The 20,690-nt window shown below is 61.1% G+C and carries 14 protein-coding genes and 1 pseudogene; 4 read left to right on the top strand and 11 right to left on the bottom strand.

Going from position 1 to position 20,690, the window contains the following annotated elements; all coding sequences use genetic code 11:
- Positions 1 to 146 precede the first annotated feature (146 nt).
- From BMYO_RS12095 to BMYO_RS04735, 3 genes are all read left to right on the top strand, one after another.
- A complete protein-coding gene (locus BMYO_RS12095; RefSeq protein WP_233428157.1) occupies positions 147 to 2,753 on the top strand; it encodes an alpha-L-arabinofuranosidase C-terminal domain-containing protein in 2,607 nt (868 codons plus the stop codon).
- Between the two features lie 155 nt (positions 2,754 to 2,908).
- Positions 2,909 to 4,846, top strand: coding sequence for a serine hydrolase domain-containing protein (locus BMYO_RS04730; protein ID WP_094667365.1), 1,938 nt, complete (start codon positions 2,909 to 2,911; stop codon positions 4,844 to 4,846).
- Positions 4,847 to 4,930: 84 nt separating this feature from the next.
- Positions 4,931 to 5,641 (top strand): type 1 glutamine amidotransferase, encoded by a 711-nt coding sequence (locus tag BMYO_RS04735; RefSeq protein WP_094667366.1) that lies wholly within the window; start codon positions 4,931 to 4,933, stop codon positions 5,639 to 5,641.
- Positions 5,642 to 5,802: 161 nt separating this feature from the next.
- Here the strand turns inward: BMYO_RS04735 and BMYO_RS04740 are convergent, their stop codons facing one another.
- The 8 genes and pseudogenes from BMYO_RS04740 to BMYO_RS04780 form a co-directional block, all read right to left on the bottom strand.
- Positions 5,803 to 6,696, bottom strand: a complete 894-nt coding sequence (locus tag BMYO_RS04740) for a serine hydrolase (protein WP_094667367.1) — start codon at positions 6,694 to 6,696, stop codon at positions 5,803 to 5,805.
- 177 nt (positions 6,697 to 6,873) lie between these two features.
- Positions 6,874 to 8,307: pseudogene (locus BMYO_RS04745) on the bottom strand (serine hydrolase domain-containing protein).
- Positions 8,308 to 8,414: 107 nt separating this feature from the next.
- Entirely contained in the window at positions 8,415 to 9,242 is an 828-nt protein-coding gene (locus BMYO_RS04755; protein ID WP_094667370.1) for an ABC transporter ATP-binding protein, read from the bottom strand.
- Positions 9,242 to 10,150, bottom strand: a complete 909-nt coding sequence (locus tag BMYO_RS04760) for an ABC transporter ATP-binding protein (RefSeq protein WP_094667371.1) — start codon at positions 10,148 to 10,150, stop codon at positions 9,242 to 9,244. The genes BMYO_RS04755 and BMYO_RS04760 overlap by 1 nt, the downstream gene beginning before the upstream one ends.
- Position 10,151: 1 nt before the next feature.
- Positions 10,152 to 11,111 (bottom strand): ABC transporter permease, encoded by a 960-nt coding sequence (locus BMYO_RS04765; RefSeq protein WP_211276826.1) that lies wholly within the window; start codon positions 11,109 to 11,111, stop codon positions 10,152 to 10,154.
- The gene (locus BMYO_RS04770; protein ID WP_094667372.1) at positions 11,108 to 12,214 is read right to left on the bottom strand and encodes an ABC transporter permease; all 1,107 of its coding nucleotides are present in this window, start codon (positions 12,212 to 12,214) and stop codon (positions 11,108 to 11,110) included. Before BMYO_RS04770 ends, BMYO_RS04765 begins: the two co-directional genes overlap by 4 nt.
- 183 nt (positions 12,215 to 12,397) lie before the next feature.
- A complete protein-coding gene (locus BMYO_RS12315) occupies positions 12,398 to 12,520 on the bottom strand; it encodes a hypothetical protein (protein ID WP_267889615.1) in 123 nt (40 codons plus the stop codon).
- A 37-nt stretch (positions 12,521 to 12,557) separates the two neighbouring features.
- On the bottom strand, positions 12,558 to 14,051 hold the full coding sequence (locus tag BMYO_RS04780; RefSeq protein ID WP_094667374.1) for an ABC transporter substrate-binding protein: 1,494 nt from the start codon (positions 14,049 to 14,051) through the stop codon (positions 12,558 to 12,560).
- A 278-nt stretch (positions 14,052 to 14,329) separates the two neighbouring features.
- Between BMYO_RS04780 and BMYO_RS04785 the strand changes: the two genes are divergently transcribed.
- A complete protein-coding gene (locus BMYO_RS04785; protein ID WP_094667375.1) occupies positions 14,330 to 15,088 on the top strand; it encodes a serine hydrolase in 759 nt (252 codons plus the stop codon).
- A 334-nt stretch (positions 15,089 to 15,422) separates the two neighbouring features.
- On the opposite strand, the gene BMYO_RS04790 is transcribed toward BMYO_RS04785, so the two are convergent.
- The 3 genes from BMYO_RS04790 to BMYO_RS04800 all read right to left on the bottom strand — a co-directional run bounded on the left by BMYO_RS04790 (position 15,423) and on the right by BMYO_RS04800 (position 20,627).
- Complete coding sequence (locus BMYO_RS04790) at positions 15,423 to 17,054, bottom strand: ABC transporter substrate-binding protein (RefSeq protein WP_094667376.1); 1,632 nt, start codon at positions 17,052 to 17,054, stop codon at positions 15,423 to 15,425.
- Positions 17,055 to 17,356: 302 nt separating this feature from the next.
- Positions 17,357 to 19,357, bottom strand: coding sequence for a beta-N-acetylhexosaminidase (locus tag BMYO_RS04795; RefSeq protein ID WP_094667377.1), 2,001 nt, complete (start codon positions 19,355 to 19,357; stop codon positions 17,357 to 17,359).
- A gap of 226 nt (positions 19,358 to 19,583) precedes the next feature.
- The gene (locus BMYO_RS04800; protein ID WP_094667378.1) at positions 19,584 to 20,627 is read right to left on the bottom strand and encodes a dipeptidase; all 1,044 of its coding nucleotides are present in this window, start codon (positions 20,625 to 20,627) and stop codon (positions 19,584 to 19,586) included.
- Positions 20,628 to 20,690 lie beyond the last annotated feature (63 nt).

Below are 20,690 nucleotides of genomic sequence, written 5' to 3' on the forward strand. Positions count from 1 at the left end.
GATTCCGAGCGTACCGGTTGCGACCGGCCGCTGGTCCGAATTGGATTAACCGCAATGTGAACTGTGACTGAACTTTCCCAAAGCCAGTGTTCCCCGGCTCTGTCGCATGCATGGCATCCGCCGCCCCGCCACTATAGAATGATGGCATGGTGCGGATCAGCGTGGGTGCGCCCACCCATCAGACAAGCGGCAGACTGTACGGCGCGTTCTTCGAGGACATCAATCACAGTGCGGACGGCGGTCTGAACGCCAACATGGTGAACAACTACAGCTTCGACGGCGTCTATCTGGACCATCACACCTGGCGCCTGTCCGGTGCGGACCGATGGCGCACACAGGCCGACCCCTTACGATTCTGGCGGTTCGACGGCTGCTCGGCGGTCAGTTGCGGTACCGAGATACGCGGCACGCATGGGCAGACGCTCGATACGTCCGCCGACTGCCCGGCACCGCCGATTCATGCGCACAGCCGGTATGCCAGGATTACGGTCGGGGACGGGTGCGAAAGCGCGGGAGCCGGCGACGCCAACGTCCAGCCCGACGATGCCGCAACCGATGGCATGACAGGGGTCACCATCACGGACGGTCCCGCAACGGCGAACCGTGCCGCCACCATCGAGAACCTCGGGTACAACGGCGGCGGCACGAACGCCGGCGAGCCCGCCTTCGCCATCACCGCCGGGCATACCTATGACGTGAGCCTGTGCATCCGCGCGGTATCCGGCGCGGCGCGACTGTCCATCTGCGTGATTGGCGGGGACGGTTCTCCGCTGACCGGAAGCGCTCGGCTCATCTGCGAGGCCGGACGCACGCCGGGTGCGAACGCCGGGGATTGCGCTGGTGATTGCGCCAGTAATTGCACCGGTGGTTGCGCCAGTGATTGCACTGCACCGTCCGTCCGCGGGATTGCTGATCCATCATCTCCGCACAACGACGGCACGGCAGACCGGACGCCCGCCGGAAACCCGTCGGACTCGCCGGTTTCCGCCGACGTCTCACCCGCGACCATCGAACAGCTGGATGACGGGTGGGTGCGCGTTTCGGCGCAGGTAAACGGCTTGGCCACCGATTACGGCAAGTTGCGCATCCGCATTGAAACCGGAATCAGCATCGGCATCAGGCCCGGCGACGTCCCCGATGCCGAGGGGCCCAGCAACCCCGACAACCTCAATGGGCCCAGCCGCCCCAATACCGCCGATGGACTTGACGACCCCGCCTCCCCCGTCGTCTTCGACTTGGACCTCGTGCAGTTCATGGATGCGGATTACTGGGGCGCCGGCGACCCGAAGTGGCGGTACGGCAAGCTGCGGCGCGACCTCGTGGAGGCCATCGCGGCACTGCACCCCGCGTTCGTGCGTTTCCCCGGCGGATGCATCGTGGAGGGCGTGACGCCCGGCAACGAATACCGGTGGAAGGACACCGTGGGCGCGTTGCCGGCCCGTCGGGCCCAGTATTCGATGTGGTCGTTCAAGATGCCGGACGGGTCCAGCTACTGCCAAAGCTACCAAATCGGCTTCTACGAATACTTCTGCCTGTGCGAGGATCTGGGCGCCAAGCCGTTGCCCACGTTGTTCGCCGGCATCGCATGCCAGTCGCCGGGCCGCGACCCGAGGCACATGGACACCGATTCCGAGCCGTTCCGCCGCAACGTGATCCAGGACTATCTCGATCTCATCGAATTCGCCAACGGCGACCCGAGCACCAGCCCGTGGGCAGCTGTGCGACGGGACATGGGCCACCCCGAACCGTTCGGATTGGATATGATCGGCGTGGGCAACGAGAACTTCGGCGCCGACTATGTGGACAAATTCGACCGCATTGCCGCCGCCATCCATGAGCGGTATCCGGACATGCTGTGTGTGATGAGCGCCGGTTTGTTCCCGTTCCGCCCGGCGATGGCGCGCACATGGCATCACGCGCGGGCGATCGCATCTGGCAGCGCCGCGACTGCGAAAACCGGAGACAGCGCAACATCCCGCGGCCCCTTGGCCGCCGTCGGCTCGGCCACCGGCGACGCGATCCTCGTGGATGAGCATTCCTACCATTCCCCCGCCTGGTTCGAGTCACAGGCCCATCGTTTCGACGACTATCCACGTTGCGGCGCCGGCGTGTATTTCGGCGAATACTCGGCCAATGGCTATTTCGCGGGCCAGCCGCAGACCGAGCAGGGCGCGAACACATGGCGTTCCGCGCTTGGCGAGGCCGCGTTCCTGACCGGCTGCGAGCGCAATTCTGACGTGGTGCGCATGACCTCCTACGCGCCGCTGCTCGCGCACATCCCCGCGAAGGGCTGGGCGCAGAATCTCATCGAGTTCAATCCGGCGCATGTGAATCCGACGGTGAACTACGAGGTGGAGCGCTTGTTCTCCACGCATCTGGGACCGTGGACCTACGACGTGGCCATCGAGTCGAATCCGAACGCCAAGCACCTGTACGTGAGCGTCACCGGGGCGGACAACGACGATCCCTACCGGCACATCAAGATCGTCAACACCGCCGAACGGCCGGTGGATGTGACGCTGGAAATCGCCCGGGGATTGGCCGGACTGAGCGCGACGGCATCCCACGGGCCCGTCCGAATCGAGGTGGAGACACTCACGGCCGAACCGGATGCGAAAACCGTCATCGGCTATCGTGGCGAGGCGACAAAGGCCATCGACCGCGCCCGACGGACGTACACGCTGCCGTCCCCGTCGTCGCTACTGGCGATGAAGATTCCACCGTACAGCGTCACGCTGGTCACCTCGCGGTGAGCCCCTTATGACACCTTCCGTTCCTCCTCCGTCGGGTCCGTTTATATCGGGCGTGTTACCGGCATATATCGCCTTGGCCGCGAGGGATAACAGGGACGGACTAGGTTGGTGCTTCGTTGGATTGCATCATAAGCGGATTGGAGCGAACGGTGACGATGCGGCACAGCTATATCCCCGATGAGGCGACGATCGCCGAGGTGGACCGTATCTTCCACGGGCTGATCGCCGAAGACAAAGCCCCCGCGTATGTCTATGGGATTTTCGACCGCCATGGGCTCATGCACTGCGGGCATGGCGGGTCGGTGTCGCGCCCGGACCATGGAGCGCAGGCCGTCGGCGCGAATCATTCCGTCTGCGCAGCCGATTCCACCGGTGCCGTCGATACCGGAGATGCGACGGATGGCGTCAGCGCCGATGGGGCGACGGTTGCGCTCAACGAGCACACGCGGTTTCGCATCGCCTCCATGTCGAAGAGCTTTGCGGCGGCGGCCGTCATGCAGTTGGCCTGGCAAGGACTGGTCGACCTGCACGCGCCGGCCTCGGGTTATGTACCGGAACTGCGCCGTGTGCAGCCGTATCGCGAGGACTCCTTCCCCATCACCGTGCATGATCTGCTGGCGATGAGCTGCGGACTGGCCACCGACGACGCATGGGCGGACCGGCAGGAATCCATCAGCAGGGATGAACTACGGTCGCTGCTGGCCCAGCGGCTCAAGTCCATCTATGCGCCCGGCGAGCGCTACGAATACTCGAATATCGGATATGCAGCCGTCGGCGAGCTGATTCGCAACGTCAGCGGCATGGATGTGCCGGATTATGTCCGCACGCATCTGCTGGAGCCTTTGGGATTGCATGAGACGACCTATGACTGGCGTGAAGTCAGCCCATCCGCGCTGGTCTGCGGCTACCATTTCGACCCGGAGACCAAGGCTTGGGCGGCGGAGCCGTTCGCCGACCCGGGCGCGTTCAGCGTGATCGGCGGGGTGATCAGTTCCGTGCATGATGTGGCCGCGTGGGATGCGTGGCTGGCGCGCGGATTCGAGGATGAGCCGTCGACCGATGACGAGGTACTGCCGAAGCGCTACCGTCGCCTGATGCAAATGCCCCACACGCCGATGCCGCCTGTGTTGCGTTCCGGCTCGAGCCGCGGTTGGCTCACGAAACGCGATTTCAACGAAATCGAGGCGTACGGATACGGGCTCATCATCAAGCATGACGAGCGGTTCGGCGACATTGCCTACCATTCGGGCGGATATCCGGGGTACGGGTCGAACATGAGGTGGCATCTCGACTCCGGTCTCGGCGTGGTGGTGCTGGCGAACGGACGCTATGCCACGCCGAGCGTGCTGGCCATTCGCGTGCTGTCGCTGCTGTTGGAGGAGGCGTCGCGCAAGGGATTGGTGGCCGGTTGGAGCTTCCCGCTGTGGGCGGAGACCCGCGAGGCGCAGCGGCGTGTGAACGCGATGCTGGGTGGATTGGTTGAAAATGCGGCGACGGCGGGTGCGGACGGCCACGCGGGCGAACGCGGCGGCGAATGTGCCGGCGAATGCATCAGCAATCACGCGGACGCCCGGGATACCGCCGACGAGCGCGCCATCGCGGCGGATGCTGCGGACGCCGAAACATGCGCCCGCGCCATCGCCTCGCTGTCCGATATCCTAGCGATAAACGTCACGATGGATTGGACGTTCGAGGAGCGTGGGGCGCAGCTCGCCCGGCTGCTGAAGGGTACCGGGCTGCCGGTTTCCCACGTTCCAGTCGCCGACGACGAAAATAATGACGAAGGTAAGGGTGACGAGACCGTGGAGAAGGCCGATGGAGGAGCCGATTATCTTGTCTCCGATTGCCTTACGTCCGGCCACTGCACGACTACCTCTCTCACGACCGTCCACCTCACGGCAACGGACGAGCACGCGGATTCACCGGCGCAACTGTCGTGGACGGTCCCCTGCGAACGGCATCCGTTGCGCTGCACCATCCAGCTCAACTCTCTGGAACACCCGCAGGTGCAGACGCTGGAGTTCGCACGGGCCGACGCGCCCCGCACCGACGACATCGTCACCGTCACGCCCGGCACCCGGATTCTTTGGTAGGGGCGTACACGCGAATCTGCGGTACCCACGGCACCTGCGGTATATCACAGCGACATCAATTACCAACCATCGAAAGGACGACATATGCCAACCGCACTGGTCATTGGGCATTCGAAAACGGCGGGTTTGCGCCGCCTCGGCCCTTGGTTCAACGAACAGGGACTCGATTATGAAGTGAAATTCGGCGGCGATGGGCTGCCGGAGTCGCTAGATGGATACGCGGCGCTTATCGTGCTGGGCGGCGCTCCCCTGCCGTATGAGGACGACCGGTTCCCGTGGTTGCCGGCCACGCGCGCGCTGACCCGTCAGGCGATTGACGGGCAGATCCCGATGCTCGGCATCTGCCTGGGCGGTCAGCTGCTCGCCTACGTGGGCGGCGGCACGGTGGAGCATCGCAAATTGCAGCCGGAACACGGTATCACGCCGATCACACTGGACGCGGCGGCGGCCGACGATCCGCTGTTCTCGGTGCTGCCGGAGTTCTTCCCGATGACCGAAAACCATGTGGACCATATCACGTCACTACCCGCCGAAGCAGTGCTGCTCGCCCATTCCGACCGTTCGCCGGTGCAGGGGTTCCGTCTGGGCGATCGCGCGTGGGGATTGCAGTTCCATCCCGAAGTGTCGGCCGCGAACATTGCCGCATGGGATGCGGACGACATCCGCGACGTCGAGCATGACGGATTCAACTGGGAGGAAGTGCTGCGTCGCAACTCCGTCTATGACGCCGAGAACACGAAGCTGGCCGAGGCGTTCGCCCGCCGATTCGCCGACATCGTGCTTCAGGCGCGATAGGCGGCCAACGCGTCGGGGCGCTGTGCTGCGTGGCCCTGAGAGAGCAGTCATCCCAGCGCGTCCGTACTTGCAGGACGAGCTGGGATGTGCGGCAGTCCTAAGGGATAGTCGCCCTGGCCCGAACTGCCCTAAGTCGCTTAACGTCCTACCCAGCCCCGCGCCTACGCCTCGATATACGCACGGATTGCGGCGCCAAGGCGTCGCATGTCGGCGAGCGCCACGTCACGCAGATGACCGTATCGCGCCTTGTCCCAGTTGGCGAGGATCGCGTAGGCGACGGTGCGGCCGGTCGGGTCGCACCGCACGAAACCGACGTCGCAGCGTACATCCGATTCGGTGCCGGTTTTGTGCCGCAGCTGGAACGGGTCGCCCGCCTCCCAATGCGCGAGCGGGTCCACGTTGAAGGCTCCGGAGGCCATCGACGTGTCGGTGTCGGTACCAAGCCATCGCTCGATCTGGGCGGACGCGGACGGCGAGACGAGCGTGCCGGCGTTGAGACGGAGCATATAGTCGCACAGTTCGCGGGCGCAGCCGCATGACATGTCGTCCGGGCCGTCGGGCCGCAGTTCCATGCGTACGTAGTCCAGCAAAGACGACCGTTCGAATCCCTGCGCCTTGGCAAACGATTGCACCCGGTCCAATCCGACCCGTTCGATGAGCAGATTGGTGGCGTAGTTGTCGGAGAACGAGCCGACGAGAAAGCCCAGGTCATGCACGCTGAGCGTCTGCTGGTCGAGCAGGTACAACAGGCCGGAGTCCTCGCAGAAGTCGTCCGACGACATTGCGCGGCGGTCGATAATCTCGTGCAAGCCCAGTTCGCCGGTCTCAATCTGATGCATGACCTCGATGAGCAGGAACAGTTTGCCGATGCTCGCCGTCTTAAGCACCGCGTCCGGCGTGCGCTCATAGAGGGTTTCACCGGTGACCGCGTCGCGAATCATGATGGACCAGTCGATGCGCGGGTCGAGCGCTATACTGCCCAAAGCGGAGAATCGTCCGCCAGTATCGGTGCCAACCCGATCATCATCGCCGACGAGTTCCTGTTGCTGGGTCATCTCGTTCCTTTCGCTCGTCCGTCATCACGTTCACAAATCCTGGCGCCTCCGTCAGCCGGTGCCACCGTCCGCCGAGTAGTCCGAACCATTCCATGGCCCAGCGTCCACACGCGTCTGCCCTCCCGGGCGAAACCGCCGGCATTCCACCCGCAATCCGCCGCCGAGAGGAGCACAGGCCTACGCGATTTTCGGCGTGACGCGATGCCCGTAGGCCACGTACTTCGTGCCATCGGACGCGCTGACGAACTCGATTTCCGTGGGCTCATGACGGTCGGGCCGTTGCACGGCATAATGGCCTTGTTCCGTGGCGTGGAGAGGCAAGGTGAGCCGTACGCCGCACGGGCCGTCATCCTCGTCCGGCTCGAATACACCTTCGACGCCGGTAGGACCGCCCGCACGGTATTCCTGATGCTCGCCGTGACGTTCGTAGACGCCGACGATGTTCACGATTTCATCGTCGCTCAGATGACGGTCGGACAGCGTGACTTTGGGAGGTGAGGCAATGCCGGCACGCGACGCGATGTCACGGGTGAGCGCCGCCGCCATCTGTGTACCCGCATCGGCGTTGGTGAGCACGGCGATGACGATACGATGCTTCGGAAACACCACGATGTTCGCACGCTGGCCTTCGGTCGCACCGCCATGACCGAACGCGGGCTCACTGCCCCAGTTCGGCAACTGCCAGCCCAATGCCCAGCCGATGTTTTCGATGCCCTGATCAGTGAGACTCACCTGCTGCGTGGTCATGAGCTTTACGGCTCGTTCGGACATCACATGCGTACCATTGGGCGCCACTCCCCCGTTGAGGAACAGGGAGGCGAAGTCCAGCAGATCGCTAATCGATGACGAAACCTGCCCGCACGGACCGGTGCAACGCGGCAGATGCCACAGCTTCGCCGGCTCGACAGGCGCGGGGAACACCTCTTTATCCAGCGCCACTGCACGGAAATGACCAAATGCGCTCGAATAGCGCAGCACATCCTCCGGGAGCGTCCACACATGGTCAAATCCACACGGTTCGGCAATCCGCTTACGCAACACCGTGTCCCAGCTGGCGCCCCGCAATGCTTCGATCACACGGCCGAGCACCACGAAAGCGCCATTGGAGTAGCTCAGCGGCCCGCCCAACGGTGTGCGCGCAGGGAACTTACCGATGTAATCCACGTATTAGGCCACGCAGTCGTCGCCTCGGCCGAGCGTTGCGGGGAAAGCGTCGCCCTCAATGCCGTTGATATGGCACATGAGGTGGCGGATCGTGCAACCGTAGGTGATTTCCGGCGAATTGATGACGCGGAAGTCCGGCAATACGTCCTTGACTCGCGTGTCCAGGCCCAGCTTGCCTTCATCGATGAGCTGCATGGCGAGCACGGTTGTCCAGATCTTGCTGATCGAGCCGATTTGGAAGAGCGTGTCCTTGAGCACCGGATAACCGGTAGTCTTGTTGACAATGCCGGCCCAGACTGTGTCAGCGCTTAGCCCATCACCGTCCGGAGCGATCACTCCGACCTGCGCGCCGGGAACGCCATACTCGGCAAGCCCCCGGTCCAACAGCTTCTGTAAATCGTCATGACCGATAAGCGTCATTTCGCCATGTTTTAGCAATTCCGTCATCTTCCGCCTCTCACTTCAGGCCGCATCCCTGTTGGATTGTCCCAAACCATCCATTATTTTGCCCGTCCCGCGTCAACCGGGATTCCGGTTTTCGCAGTGACTCTCCCTTATTCCTCGCCGTGGTAGGCGGGCAGGTGGCCCAGTCCATCGGGAACCGGAATCGCAGCGAGTAGGTTCCTCGTATAATCCTCTTGCGGATGGTTCCAAATCTCCTCTGTCGGGCCCGATTCCACAATCAGGCCCTTGTTCATGACCACGATGCGCGTGGCGATCAGTCGCACGATGGATAGGTCATGGCTGATGAACAGCAGTGACGCATCGGAACGCGCCGCCGCCTTTTTCATCAGAATGGCGGTCTTCGCCTGCAACGAAGCATCCAGCGAGGCGATCGGCTCATCACCGATGAGCAGCGTGGGTGTGGTGGCCATGGCGCGGGCGATGGCGATGCGCTGCCGCTGGCCGCCGGAGAACTGGTGGGGCAGCTTATCGGCGTCGGATGCCTCCAACTCCACCGATGCGAGCAGCTCCTCGACACTGGGCACAGGCACCGGGCTGACGGCCCGGGCCTCTTCGATCTGCGAACGAACAGTACGTCGAGGATTGAGCGAGGCATACGGGTTCTGGAACACCATTTGGATTCGGCGAAGCTCCATCGGCCGGCTGCGGAACTTCAATGGCGTGATGGGCGTGTCATCGTAAATCGCAGTGCCCTCCGTCGGAGCGACCAGACCGCAAATCACCTTGGCAAGGGTGGATTTGCCGCATCCGGACTCACCGACCAGCCCGACGACCTCGCCGGGAGCCACGTCCAGATCGACGCCGCGCACCGCATGCACGGTTCTGCCACCCATCGTGTAATCCACGACGATGTCCTTCAGATGCAGACCGGAACGGATGTCCGCAGCAGTGCGAAAATCAAGTGGCTTGTCTTCCATCACAGGTCCTCCTCGGCCGAAGCCATGGTCTTGCCTTCGGATTCAAGGCGCTGTTCGATACGTGTCGGCAACGAGTTGATGAGATCGATGGTGTACGGGTGCTTCGGATGGTTGATGATGTCGTAGCGCGGCCCGACCTCGACGATTCGGCCGCTGCGCATCACGGCGATGGTGTCGGCGAGCGCGCTCATCACGCCCAAATCATGGGTGACCAGCACGATGGTCAGGCCGAGCCGCTCGTTCAAATCCTTGAGCAGATGCAGGATGCCGGCCTGCACGGTCACATCCAATGCGGTTGTCGGCTCGTCGGCGATGAGCACGCGTGAGTCGCAGCTCAGCGCTGTGGCGATGGCGATGCGCTGCAATTGGCCGCCCGAGAACTGATGTGGGAAACGCTCCAGCGCATTCTCCGGATCGGGCACCTGCACCAGCTTCAGCAGCTCGATGGCACGTTTGCGCGCCTGCTTGCGGTTCAAATGCAGGTGGTAGCGCATGCCGTCGGTCAGCTGTCGCTCGATGGAGAGCATCGGATGCATGCTGGAGGTCGGGTCCTGGAACACCATGGAGATGCGTCGGCCTCGATATGTGTTGCGCTCGTGTTCCTTCATGCCGAGCAACTCGGTTTTGCCATCATAGAGAATCGATCCGGTGATCTGCGCACCTTCCGGAGGCAGACCGAGGACGGTCATGCTTGTCAGGGATTTGCCGGAGCCGGATTCGCCGGCCAGACCGTTGATCTTGCCGGGCGCGATGTCGAGATCGACATGGTCCAGCAGACGTTTGCCGTACAGATCCATAGTGAGTCCGCGCACGGTGATGTCCACGGGCGCACCCTGATTGGTGAACAGTTCGTTTTCCTGTGCGTTCCGGTCAGCCTTCACCGAAGCCGTTTGCGTTGCGTCAGTCATGTCAGCGGCCCTCCTGATTGCCGGAAATGTAGCTACGGTCGAACCAATCGCGCACCGCGTCGCCGACGAAGTTCTCCGCAATCACCACGGTGAAGATGGCGAGGCCGGGGAAGAACGCAAGCCACCATGAAGTCATGCGGGTCACGCCTTCGGAGACCATCTGGCCCCATTCCGGCATGGGCGGCGTGGCACCCAAACCGAGGAAGGACAGGCCGGAGAGGGTGAGCAGGCAATCGCCCAAATCCACGAACATGAGCACGAAGATGTGCGGCAGGATGTTGGGCAGGATGTCCTTGAACAACGAGGCGAACGAGCTGCGGCCCAGCAACCGGCCGACGATGACGAACTCGCTGCTACGCAAACCCAATACCAGCGAACGCACCAGTCGTGCATAGGTCGGCCAACTGACGAGCACGACGGCGATGATCGCGTTCTGGATGCTCGGACCGAGCGCCGCGGAGATGACCATGGCGAGGATGGTCGAGGGGAACGCGAACACCAGATCGGTGATGCGCATGAACACCTCATCCGCCCATCCGCCGAAGTAGCCGGCCATGGCGCCAATCAGGCTGCCGATCACGGACGAGAAAATCACGAGCACTATGGACGAGGGGATCGAGATGCGGGATGCGGCCACCACGCGGGAGAAAATGTCACGGCCGAGTGTATCGGTGCCGAACCAGTATTCCGCGCTCGGCGCCGATAGTCTGGTGCCGAGCTGGTCGAGCGGGTCGTGAGGTTCGAGCAGCGGCGCGAAGATGATGACCAGCACCCACAGGGCGAGCACGATCAGGCCGATGATGGCGAGCGGCGTGCGCAACGCGGACGGCACGCGGAACCGTCGCTTGGTCATTTTTCGCATGACCTTGTCGGGCACTCCGGCGTTGGGGGATGATACGGATGCCTTGGCCGTATCGGCTGTTGCCGTGGTGGCTTTGGCGGCAATGGTGTTCTCGCTCATTGGATTCTCACCCTCTGGTCCACGAAACCGGTGATGATGTCTACGATGAAGTTGACGAAGATGTAGATCACGCCGATGATGATGCCGACACCCATGATGCCTTGCAGGTCAAGGGCCATCGTGGCCTTGAAGGCGTACTGGCCAAGGCCGTTCCACGCGAAGATGGACTCGGTGAGCACCGAACCGGTGATCAGGCCGGCGAACAACAGGCCCATGCGGTTGAGGATGGGCACGGCCGCACCGCGCAGGATGTAGCCGAAGACGACCTTGTGAGACGGCAGTCCCTTGGCTTTGGCCGCCAGCACGTAATCCTGATTCATGGATTCCAGCACGGCCGAACGCACGAAACGCATGAGACTGCTCAGGTTCGCGGTGGCGAGCACCAACGCGGGCAGGCACAGATGCCAGACAGCATTGCCGAAGGTGGCCCAATCACCGGCAATGATTGAGTCGACCGTATACATGCCGGTCACATGCGGCGGCGGCGTGATACGAGAGTCGAGACGTCCGGAGCCTGGGAACAGTCCGAGCTCGTAGAACAGGAAGTAGTAGCACATGGCGCCCAGCCAGAAGGTCGGGATGGACACGCCGCCCAACGACAGCACACGGATGAGCTGGTCGCCGAACCTGCGGTGGTGCAGGGCCGCGTACAGGCCAAGCAGCACGCCGAACAGGATGGTGAAGATGAACACGAATCCACCCAGTTCGAGCGTGGCGGGGAACACTCGCCTGAGATCGTCCGCCACTGGCTGTTTGGTCAGGAATGACTCACCCAAATCGCCATGGACCAGACGTACCAGATACAGCCAGTACTGCTCGTAGAGCGGCTTGTCAAGTCCGAGCTTGGCCTCCATACGGGCCACCGCCTCGGGATCGTTGGCCTCCTGCTCGCCCAGAATCGAGTTCACCGGGTTGGCCGGCACCAGATTGGTCAGGATGAAGGTGATCAGTGTGACACCGAAGACCAGAAACACGCTGATCAGGAATCGCTTAAAGATATACAGCGCCAATGGATGATGAACGTGCAGCCACGCGATTGCGCCCGAATCGCTCGGACGCCGCCGAGGCCGCGCGGTTTGCGCCGCGGCCGTACTTGCTGTCATATGCTTCTGCTCCCCGGATTTTACCTGTAATACATAGTGGGTCAATGTAGGAATGGCGTGTTTCACACCAAGATGTCCGTCCATATATCAAGATGGACGATTCCAAAAATCAAAAACGGAGACGACAGGGCCGCTTCTGCCGCAATCAGCGAATGGCGGCCCTCCCGACTGCCTGCCGGACGGTCAGTCCAACTCGGTGATATCGAACGTATTCAACGTGTCGTAGTAGGCACCTTCGAGCCCATTACGTGCCACGATGGTACCGGCATCGTTGACGATTGGAATGATGGGGCTGTTCTGGTTCATGGCCGTCTGCAAGTCCTCCCAAGCCTTCTTGCGCGCATCATCGCCGGAAGCGGACTGCGCAGCCTCGACATACGGCACCACCTTTTCGGCGGACGGAGATGCAACAGCCCCCCTCGACCTTCGCTTCCGCAACACCGGCATCAGTCAGCCATCCGAAGCGCTGAGCCATGGTGCCGTCAGGAGCGAACACGAAGTAGTCGGACGGGTCGGGGTAGTCGGCGCCCCACATGCTCAGGCCCGACTGCGACTTGCCGGAACGTTCCGCGTCAAGACGCGCAGTGCCGGCCTTGCCCTCAAGTTTCACATTGACGCCGATGGCCTTCATATCGGCTTGGAACAATTGAGCAACCTGCGCGGCCGTGTCCTGATCGGATGCGTATACGAAATCTATCTCAGATCCGTCATAACCGGATTTGGCAAGATACTCCTTGGCCTTGGCTACGTCGTACGTGTTTTCCTCAGAGGACTTCAGCGAACCAAGGAATGCGGACGGGACCACGCCGAATGCCTGCTTGGAGTCACCTCCATACACGGTGGCGTACTTCTTGTAGTTCAGCGCATGACGCACGGCCATCCAGAAGTTGGGGTCGGCGGCACTCTTCCCATACGTCGGATTGGCGTTGAAATACAGGAATCGGGTGTTGCCGGACGGGCCGGACAGCACCTGCGCCTCATCCTTGGAAACCTGCGCCGCCTCATCGAGATTGACGTCCAACGCCACATCAGCGGTGCCCGACTTTACGTTGGTCAGCGCGGTGGTGGAATCAACGTTGACGAATTTCACCGCGTCAAAGCCCGGCTTCTTGCCTTTGAACTTTGGATTTTCCTTCAACGTGATCTGCGAATCCATGGCAACGGAATCCAGCTGGTATGGTCCGGAGCCTGCGGAGTGCTGGTTCAAATACTTCTCCGCACCATCCTTCTCATCCGTCGTACCACCATTGGCCTCAACCACGCTCTTCTCCACAATACCCAGATTCACACTCGGCAAAATATACGGAATAGCAGGATTCGGAGACTCACTGGTCAACGTCAGACTCCTATCATCCTTCTTCGCAACCGTCACACCATCCAAATAAAACGACGGATTACCCTTAATCCCCTGCACACGCTGATACGAATACACAATGTCATCAACAGTGACCTTCTTACCATCCGCAAAATAATGATCACCATTCAACGTCAACGTCACAACCTTGTTATCATCCGAAATCTCATACGAACACACCTCAGGCTGCGGCTTCGTCAGATCATTATCGACGAATTTCAATGCAGTCTGATACACGCCGCGCAGGATGGAGATGGTCGCGGTCTCAAAACTACGGGCCGGATCCAGCGTGATGACATTCAGTGAATTGTTAACGACAAGTGTCCCGCTATTCGAAGCATTGCCGCCGGAAGCCGCAGCCTTCGATCCCTCAGCCGCGCCGCACGCCGACATGGATATCACCATGGCCGCAGCAGCGGTCACCGCGCCAATCATTTTCCCGATATGGAATCCACGACCACTCGTCGTCTGTGCCATTGCCATGATCCTCCTTGCACTGCTCGCACCGTCGATACGGCGTCAGACGGGTTCACACTGTCGATCCCCTTCCTCCAACGGAAAACCCATCACAGATTCATCCGTCGCAGGAAGACGCATCCGCATCCGCCATCAGGCAATCTAAGACCCGCGATATTCCTGTGGAGTTTTATCGGGGTTTCCCGAATGTTACGGAATTAATCGGAGGCACAGTTCCGCGCTCCATATGAATCTAGACTGTATCCGTATTGTTTACAGCGATATTTACGGCGAAGGAGTTGCATATGAGGCCTATCAGCATCAGCTACACGCTACGTACCGCCAAAGGCGATGTCATAGCCGCATATCAAGGAAGAACACGGTATTACGCGGCTTCCACCATGAAGCTTGCCGCAGCCTTGGCCACTGCACGACTTATCGATACTGGAACACTCTCCTGGACCGACCAATTGCCGGTCTCGCACACCTATCATTCAGCGGTGGGCGGCGTCTTCACCTTCGACCCGGACGACATTGACCCGCTCTTCCCCTCCGATGGAGCACCGATCAGTATCCGAGAACTTGTCACATGCATGATTGACCGATCATGCAACGAAGCCACCAATATGCTGTTGGAACACATCGGAGTCGCGGCAGCCGAAGATGCCTGCCGATTATGCGGATTGCACGACATGCATGTCGATCGTCTCATCGGAGATGTTGCCGCCGCCAAGCAAACGGGAATAAGTAATGAAGTCACCACCGACGATCTCAGCGAAATCATGCGTCAGATAGTTCGTGGGACGCATACCAGCGAAACGGCCACTTCCGTGCTCAGACATGCGCTGATGAATCAGCAATACGCCGTCATCGGACCGCAATTGGGCGACGATGTGGTTTGGGGCTCAAAATCGGGCTGGGTGGATGGCATCAATCACGATGTGGCATTCATCGGCGACCCGAATAGCGACGATATGCGGGTATTGGCGGTCTGCACTAGCGGATACGGGGAAGAGCAGGCGCATGACATCATACGAGCCCTGACGCACGCACTTCTACGATGAGTCCTGGGACAAAGCCCTGGGACATTCGACAAAGTTGATGATGCCCCATCTCCCCTCAAAAGCGCACCATCAACTTACGCTTTCTCTCCCGCCAGCAAATGGAACCGGCGCTGAGGCCGACGAGAGACTGTAAGTACGCGGCATGACGATGGTCACGCGTACTTACAGTCTGTAAAGGCACGAAAACGGACTGTATGTACGCGGCATATTCGTTCAGACGCGTACATACAGTCGGAATGCCGTGAATCATCGAGCCGTATCCGCCAGAAGGTGGGCGAATCGCAACGGGTTCGCCCACCAAACGGCACGGACAGCGACGAATAACGGGCCGAATCTACTTCAGCACGGTGTAGTCGATGTTGTTAAGCATGTCGTACTTGGCACCGATGCCCGGACGGGAGGCGATGTTGGCGCCCTGTACGACCAGCGGGATGAACGGGCTGCTCTGGTTGAGACCTTCCTGCAGGTCCTGCCAGGTCTTGTCGCGGTCCTCTTCGCTGGTGGCCTTGCGGGCCGCCTCGACCAGCGACTGAATCTTGTCGGCGGACTCGGAACCGTTCCAGCCATTGGAGCTCTGGGCGCCTTCGGTGGTGTACCAGCCGGCGCGCTTGGAGATGTTCTGGTCAGGGGTGAACACGAAGTAGTCGGACGGGTCGGGGTAATCGGCGCCCCACGTACTCAGACCGGACTGGAACTTGCCGGAGCGGAACGTGTCAAGTCGGGTGGTGGTGGGCTGACCGACGAGCTTGATATTGACGCCAAGGGCCTTCATGTCCGCTTGGAATAGCTGGGCGATCTGCGTGGCGGAATCATCGTCCGAAGAATAAAGGAATTGAATTTCCTCATTGTTGTAGCCGGACTGCTTGAGCAGCTCCTTGGCCTTGTCAAGGTCGTACTTGTTGTCGTCCGAGCTCTTCAACGCACCAAGGAACTGGTTCGGCACCACACCGTAGGCCTGTTCGGAGCCCTTGCCGTAGACGCTCACATACTTGGGGTAATTGATGGCGTGACGTACGGCGTTTACGAAATCGACGTTGGACGCGATGTTGCCGTATTGCGAGTCAGCGTTGAACCACAGGAACGTGGTGGAGCCCGACGGACCGGCGGAAACCTCGGCCTCGCTGCTGGAAAGCTTCGCGGCCTCATCGGAGTTGAGGTCGAGGGCGATGTCGGTGGTGCCGGCCTTGATGTTGGTCAGCTCAGTAGCGCTGTCCACATTGTTGATGATGATCTTGTCGTACTTCGGCTTGTCGCCCTTGAACTTGTCGTTGCGCTTGAGCGTCACCTTGGAATCCATGGCGACCGTGTCGAACTGGTATGGTCCGGAGCCTGCGGAGTGCTGGTTCAAATACTTCTCCGCACCATCCTTCTCATCCGTCGTACCACCATTGGCCTCAACCACGCTCTTCTCCACAATACCCAGATTCACACTCGGCAAAATATACGGAATAGCAGGATTCGGAGACTCACTGGTCAACGTCAGACTCCTATCATCCTTCTTCGCAACCGTCACACCATCCAAATAAAACGACGGATTACCCTTAATCCCCTGCACACGCTGATACGAATACACAATGTCATCAACAGTGACCTTCTTACCATCCGCAAAATAATGATCACCATTCAACGTCAACGTCACAACCCGATTATCATCCGAAATCTCATACGAACACACCTCAGGCTGCGGCTCGGACATGTTGTTGTCCACGTACTTCAAGGCGGATTGGTAGGTAGCACGCAGAATCGAGACGGTCGCGGTCTCGAAGCTGCGGGCCGGATCCATGGTGATCAGATCGAAATCGCTATCCACCACCAGCGAGCCACTATCGCCGGCGGAAGACGCTTGGGCGTTCTTCGAGCCCTCCGCCCCACCGCACGCAGCCAAGGACAGTGCCATGGCACCAGCGGCACAGGCGGCAACAACGGTCCGCATGAATTTGCCGAATATCCGACGATTCGCGTTCATAGTCTTCCTCCTTCAGGTCCGTGGACCTCAGGCTGGTTCCATCGGTCTAGGAATGACGGGTAACCCCGTTCATATCTGTGCATTGAAGACCTCGCGTATTACCGTCAGATGCCGCAATGGGCATCATTGCGTTACGTCGCGAAACCTGCCGGCAACAAACACGGCGGAACAGCATCCTCTCAGTCAGCCCCACTGGCACATGTGACTCAGTCAACCGAAGGAGATTTCACAGCGTAGTGCAACGACCTCTCGCTCATCTCGCGCTATGAACATCTCTTGGCCGATTCCGCGGGAAAGAGGCCTCACTTCCGCAGCTCATCGCTACAGCGCCAGACGAGCTCTAGAATCCGGCGTAGTTCCGATTCGCGGCTGATTTCGCGCCACGTCTGGGCATAGGTCTCAGCCCAACGTTCCAATGCTTGGGCGGTTTCCAAGGCCAGATCCCCCAGCCTCGCGCTCAACTCAGAACCCGACTCCAGCCCTAGTTCCGACCCCTCGACGGCGCCGGCGCGGACGGCGAAAATCCATCCGACGGTGTTGAGCAGCATCTGCCCGTGGATGGCGACGAGCAGCGGCTGCATGATCATCGTGCGGCTCTCCTCCGATACCGCGCGGGGCAGGTGACGCAGCAGATCACGCAGATCGTCGTTCGCATGGTGCCCTGCGGCGACGCGATCGCGAAGCACCGTCATCAACCGTGTGCGAGCCTCTTCAAGGCTTGTGCTTGACCGCACCCAAGCGCTTTGCTCGGCATTCCCGATATAGAGCAGTTCGGCGACACCGCGGTTGAGCCGGCCCTCGCCATCGTCGAGTTCGACATACTGCACAAGGTCGTACCAGCGGAAGCTCGAGTCCTCGTCCACACGGTGCAGCGCGGCGGTCCAGGCCCCGCCGTCATATTGCACGACGTCGATGGCCCGGTCCGTATCATCCTCGTCGCCGTATGCCACGGCATTCCATGACATCGCCGCGCCGTACATCATGCCAGGCACCACCAGTCTCGGATCGTTCACATGCCCGAAATCGCCCCAATCGGTGACGAGGATTCCCTCGGCGCCGTACCTCAGACCGTACCGCGCCATGCGGGATATGTTGCTCCACGCGTCCCGCGTTCGCGGCGCGAGATTGCTCCAGCCCCATACGGCCGGGCACACGTACTGCCGGATGCCGGCCTCGCTCACCTGCCGAACCTTCCCGTCAGTGACGTTCGGGGAATACTCCCAGTTCAGCATGACCACGTCCTTAGGCAACCGGCCCAGTATCTCCGGCATTTCCAGCGCGATGTCACCCCACATCATCGGTTCATGGCCCTGTTCGGAAAGGTGACGGCACAGCGCCGACACGTAGTCGGCGTACATGGCGGCCACGCCCACCCGTTCGGCGTACCGATGCGAGCGCCCTTTGCCCAAATCGAACGTCTCGTCGGCGCAAATGTTGAACTTCTTCGTGCGGAACAGCTCCAGATACGAATCAATGAGCGTATATGAGAGCTTCAGTGCCCGTTCATCGGCGATGTTCAGCGTGTGGTGGGCCATGCGTTCGATGAAGCTGAACGGCCGATCGGCATCCTCCGGGAATTCGCCCAGATCGCGCAGGTCCAAGCTTCGCAACGCCGTGTACAGATGGCCGAACGTGGAGACCGAGGGCACCAGTTCGATGCCCCGCTCGGCGCAGTACCGGTCGAACTCGATGATGTCGCGGGGCTCGAGCGCATCCATGCCCCGCCATGTGCCGCTGAGCCCGTCGAACCGGAACGTGTGCTCTACGTACAGCTGCAATTGGTTGTATTTGTACAGGCACAGCTCGTCGGCCCAACGCTTCAGCCAGTCGAGCGTAGGCACCCGGCCGCGCGTGACATCCAGATAATAGCCGCGCACCGCATAGTCCGGCGTGTCCTCGATGGTGAGCGACGGCAGTGCGGGGGCACATTGGCGGATGATCTGCCGTAGCGTCTGCACGCCGTTGCGCGTGCCCTCGAAGCCGCCGCCGACCACGACGACGCCATCCTCGGCGATGGTCAGGGAGTATGAGCCCAACGCCATGCTGTCGTCGCGGCCGAGGGTGATGAATCCGCTCCAGTGGGCTCCTCGGTTGTCTCCCCAGCCAATATCCCAACGCACACCAGTCGCCCGCTCGATGTCGTCGGTGAGCTGCCCGGCCAGCACGCAGGCGTCGTCGCCGACCGATGTAGACTCGAGAATTCGGCCGGTAAGCGGCATCACCACGCTTCCACTCCCAACGCCCATATGGCGCGGAGCCGGCAACACTGTCACCGTGGACGCATCTTCAACGTTGTTTGTCATAGTTGCACTCCTTGCAGCAGACAACACGGCGCACATCCATCAGGCATATTCCGTCAACCGTGAGGATTCATCAGCTGAGCGGCGGAATCCTGTACCGAGTCGTGAGATTCATACCATGGTCGGAACCGTTCCAGCATCGACTTCATTGGAGCCGGCATGTGAATCCTATCCGCCACGGTAAGGGCATCCAGTCGTTCCGCGCTACTGAAATTCATCATTCATAACCTCACTCGCCGGCGGCCATGAACGCTTTGTACGCGGCGTCGTTGGCTTCGAGGACGCGCAGCGCGTTCTGCCAGCCGAGCTTGTTGAGGTCCGCCTCGCTCCAGCCGCGCGAGCGCAGCTCCTCGAACAGGTTCTGGTAGCGGCCGACGTCCTCCATGCCAGTGGGCATCGCGCCGGTGCCGTCGTAGTCGCCGCCGACGCCGATGTGATCCACGCCCATCACATCGCGGGCGGCCTCCACATGGTCGGCCACGTCCTTAACGCCGACGGCCGGGCGCGGGCCGTGCTCGCCGGCCGCGACCCATTCGTGTACGGCCGCGGAGACGAAACCGGGCACTGCGGTGATCATCTGCACGCCACCGTTGTCCGCGAGCATGCGCTGTACGTCCTCGGGCACGTTGCGCGGATGCGGGTTGACCGAGTAGCAGGACGAGTGGCTGAACATCACCGGGAACTTCGACGCGGCGAGCGCGTCGCGCATGGTATCCGCGGAGACGTGGGAGAGGTCCACAATCATGCCGATGCGGTTCATTTCGGCGACCACCTCGCGGCCTCGGTCGTTGAGCCCGTGCCACTTGTGCTCGCCGGCGGCAGCGTCGGCGAATTCGTTGGTGTTGTTCCAGGTGAGCGTCATGTAGCGTACGCCGAGGCGCGCGTATTCGCGCAGCACGGCCAGATTGTTGGCGATCTGATGGCCACCCTCGATACCGATGAGCGAGGCGATCCGGCCTTCCGACTGTGCGGCCCGCACGTCGTCGGCGGTGGTGGCAAGTTTGAACGTCTCCGGGTAGCGCGCGCACATGCGGTGTACGAAGTCAATTTGTTCGAGCGTGGCGACCACCGCATCGCCGCCCGCGTAGTCGCTGTGCACGTAGCCGGACCAGTACTGGGCGAGATAGCCGCCGCGGCGTAGCTTCGGAATATCGGTGTGCAGGGTCTGCGGCAGCTCCTGGTCGATACCCTCGACGCTGTAGCCGCGGTTCTCGCGCGCCTCCCACGGCAGGTCGTTGTGGCCGTCGAATACCGGGATGATGGGGTTGGACATGGTGTTCCTCTTTTCTGGATGGTGCTGTTTGAAGTGCTGCTTTCGGATGATAATCCGGCATGC

Origin of the sequence: Bifidobacterium myosotis (genome assembly GCF_002259745.1) — a bacterium.
Taxonomy (GTDB): Bacteria; Actinomycetota; Actinomycetes; order Actinomycetales; family Bifidobacteriaceae; genus Bifidobacterium; species Bifidobacterium myosotis.

Coding starts and splice junctions, on each gene's coding strand:
- BMYO_RS04765 (WP_211276826.1), bottom strand. CDS start 11,111: ATGAGCGAGAACACCATTGCCGCCAAAGCCACCACGGCAACAGCCGAT.
- BMYO_RS04790 (WP_094667376.1), bottom strand. CDS start 17,054: ATGAACGCGAATCGTCGGATATTCGGCAAATTCATGCGGACCGTTGTT.
- BMYO_RS04795 (WP_094667377.1), bottom strand. CDS start 19,357: ATGACAAACAACGTTGAAGATGCGTCCACGGTGACAGTGTTGCCGGCT.
- BMYO_RS04740 (WP_094667367.1), bottom strand. CDS start 6,696: ATGACCCAGCAACAGGAACTCGTCGGCGATGATGATCGGGTTGGCACC.
- BMYO_RS04755 (WP_094667370.1), bottom strand. CDS start 9,242: ATGGAAGACAAGCCACTTGATTTTCGCACTGCTGCGGACATCCGTTCC.
- BMYO_RS04800 (WP_094667378.1), bottom strand. CDS start 20,627: ATGTCCAACCCCATCATCCCGGTATTCGACGGCCACAACGACCTGCCG.
- BMYO_RS04735 (WP_094667366.1), top strand. CDS start 4,931: ATGCCAACCGCACTGGTCATTGGGCATTCGAAAACGGCGGGTTTGCGC.
- BMYO_RS12315 (WP_267889615.1), bottom strand. CDS start 12,520: ATGAACCAGAACAGCCCCATCATTCCAATCGTCAACGATGCCGGTACC.
- BMYO_RS04760 (WP_094667371.1), bottom strand. CDS start 10,150: ATGACTGACGCAACGCAAACGGCTTCGGTGAAGGCTGACCGGAACGCA.
- BMYO_RS04785 (WP_094667375.1), top strand. CDS start 14,330: ATGAGGCCTATCAGCATCAGCTACACGCTACGTACCGCCAAAGGCGAT.
- BMYO_RS12095 (WP_233428157.1), top strand. CDS start 147: ATGGTGCGGATCAGCGTGGGTGCGCCCACCCATCAGACAAGCGGCAGA.
- BMYO_RS04770 (WP_094667372.1), bottom strand. CDS start 12,214: ATGACAGCAAGTACGGCCGCGGCGCAAACCGCGCGGCCTCGGCGGCGT.
- BMYO_RS04730 (WP_094667365.1), top strand. CDS start 2,909: ATGCGGCACAGCTATATCCCCGATGAGGCGACGATCGCCGAGGTGGAC.
- BMYO_RS04780 (WP_094667374.1), bottom strand. CDS start 14,051: ATGGCAATGGCACAGACGACGAGTGGTCGTGGATTCCATATCGGGAAA.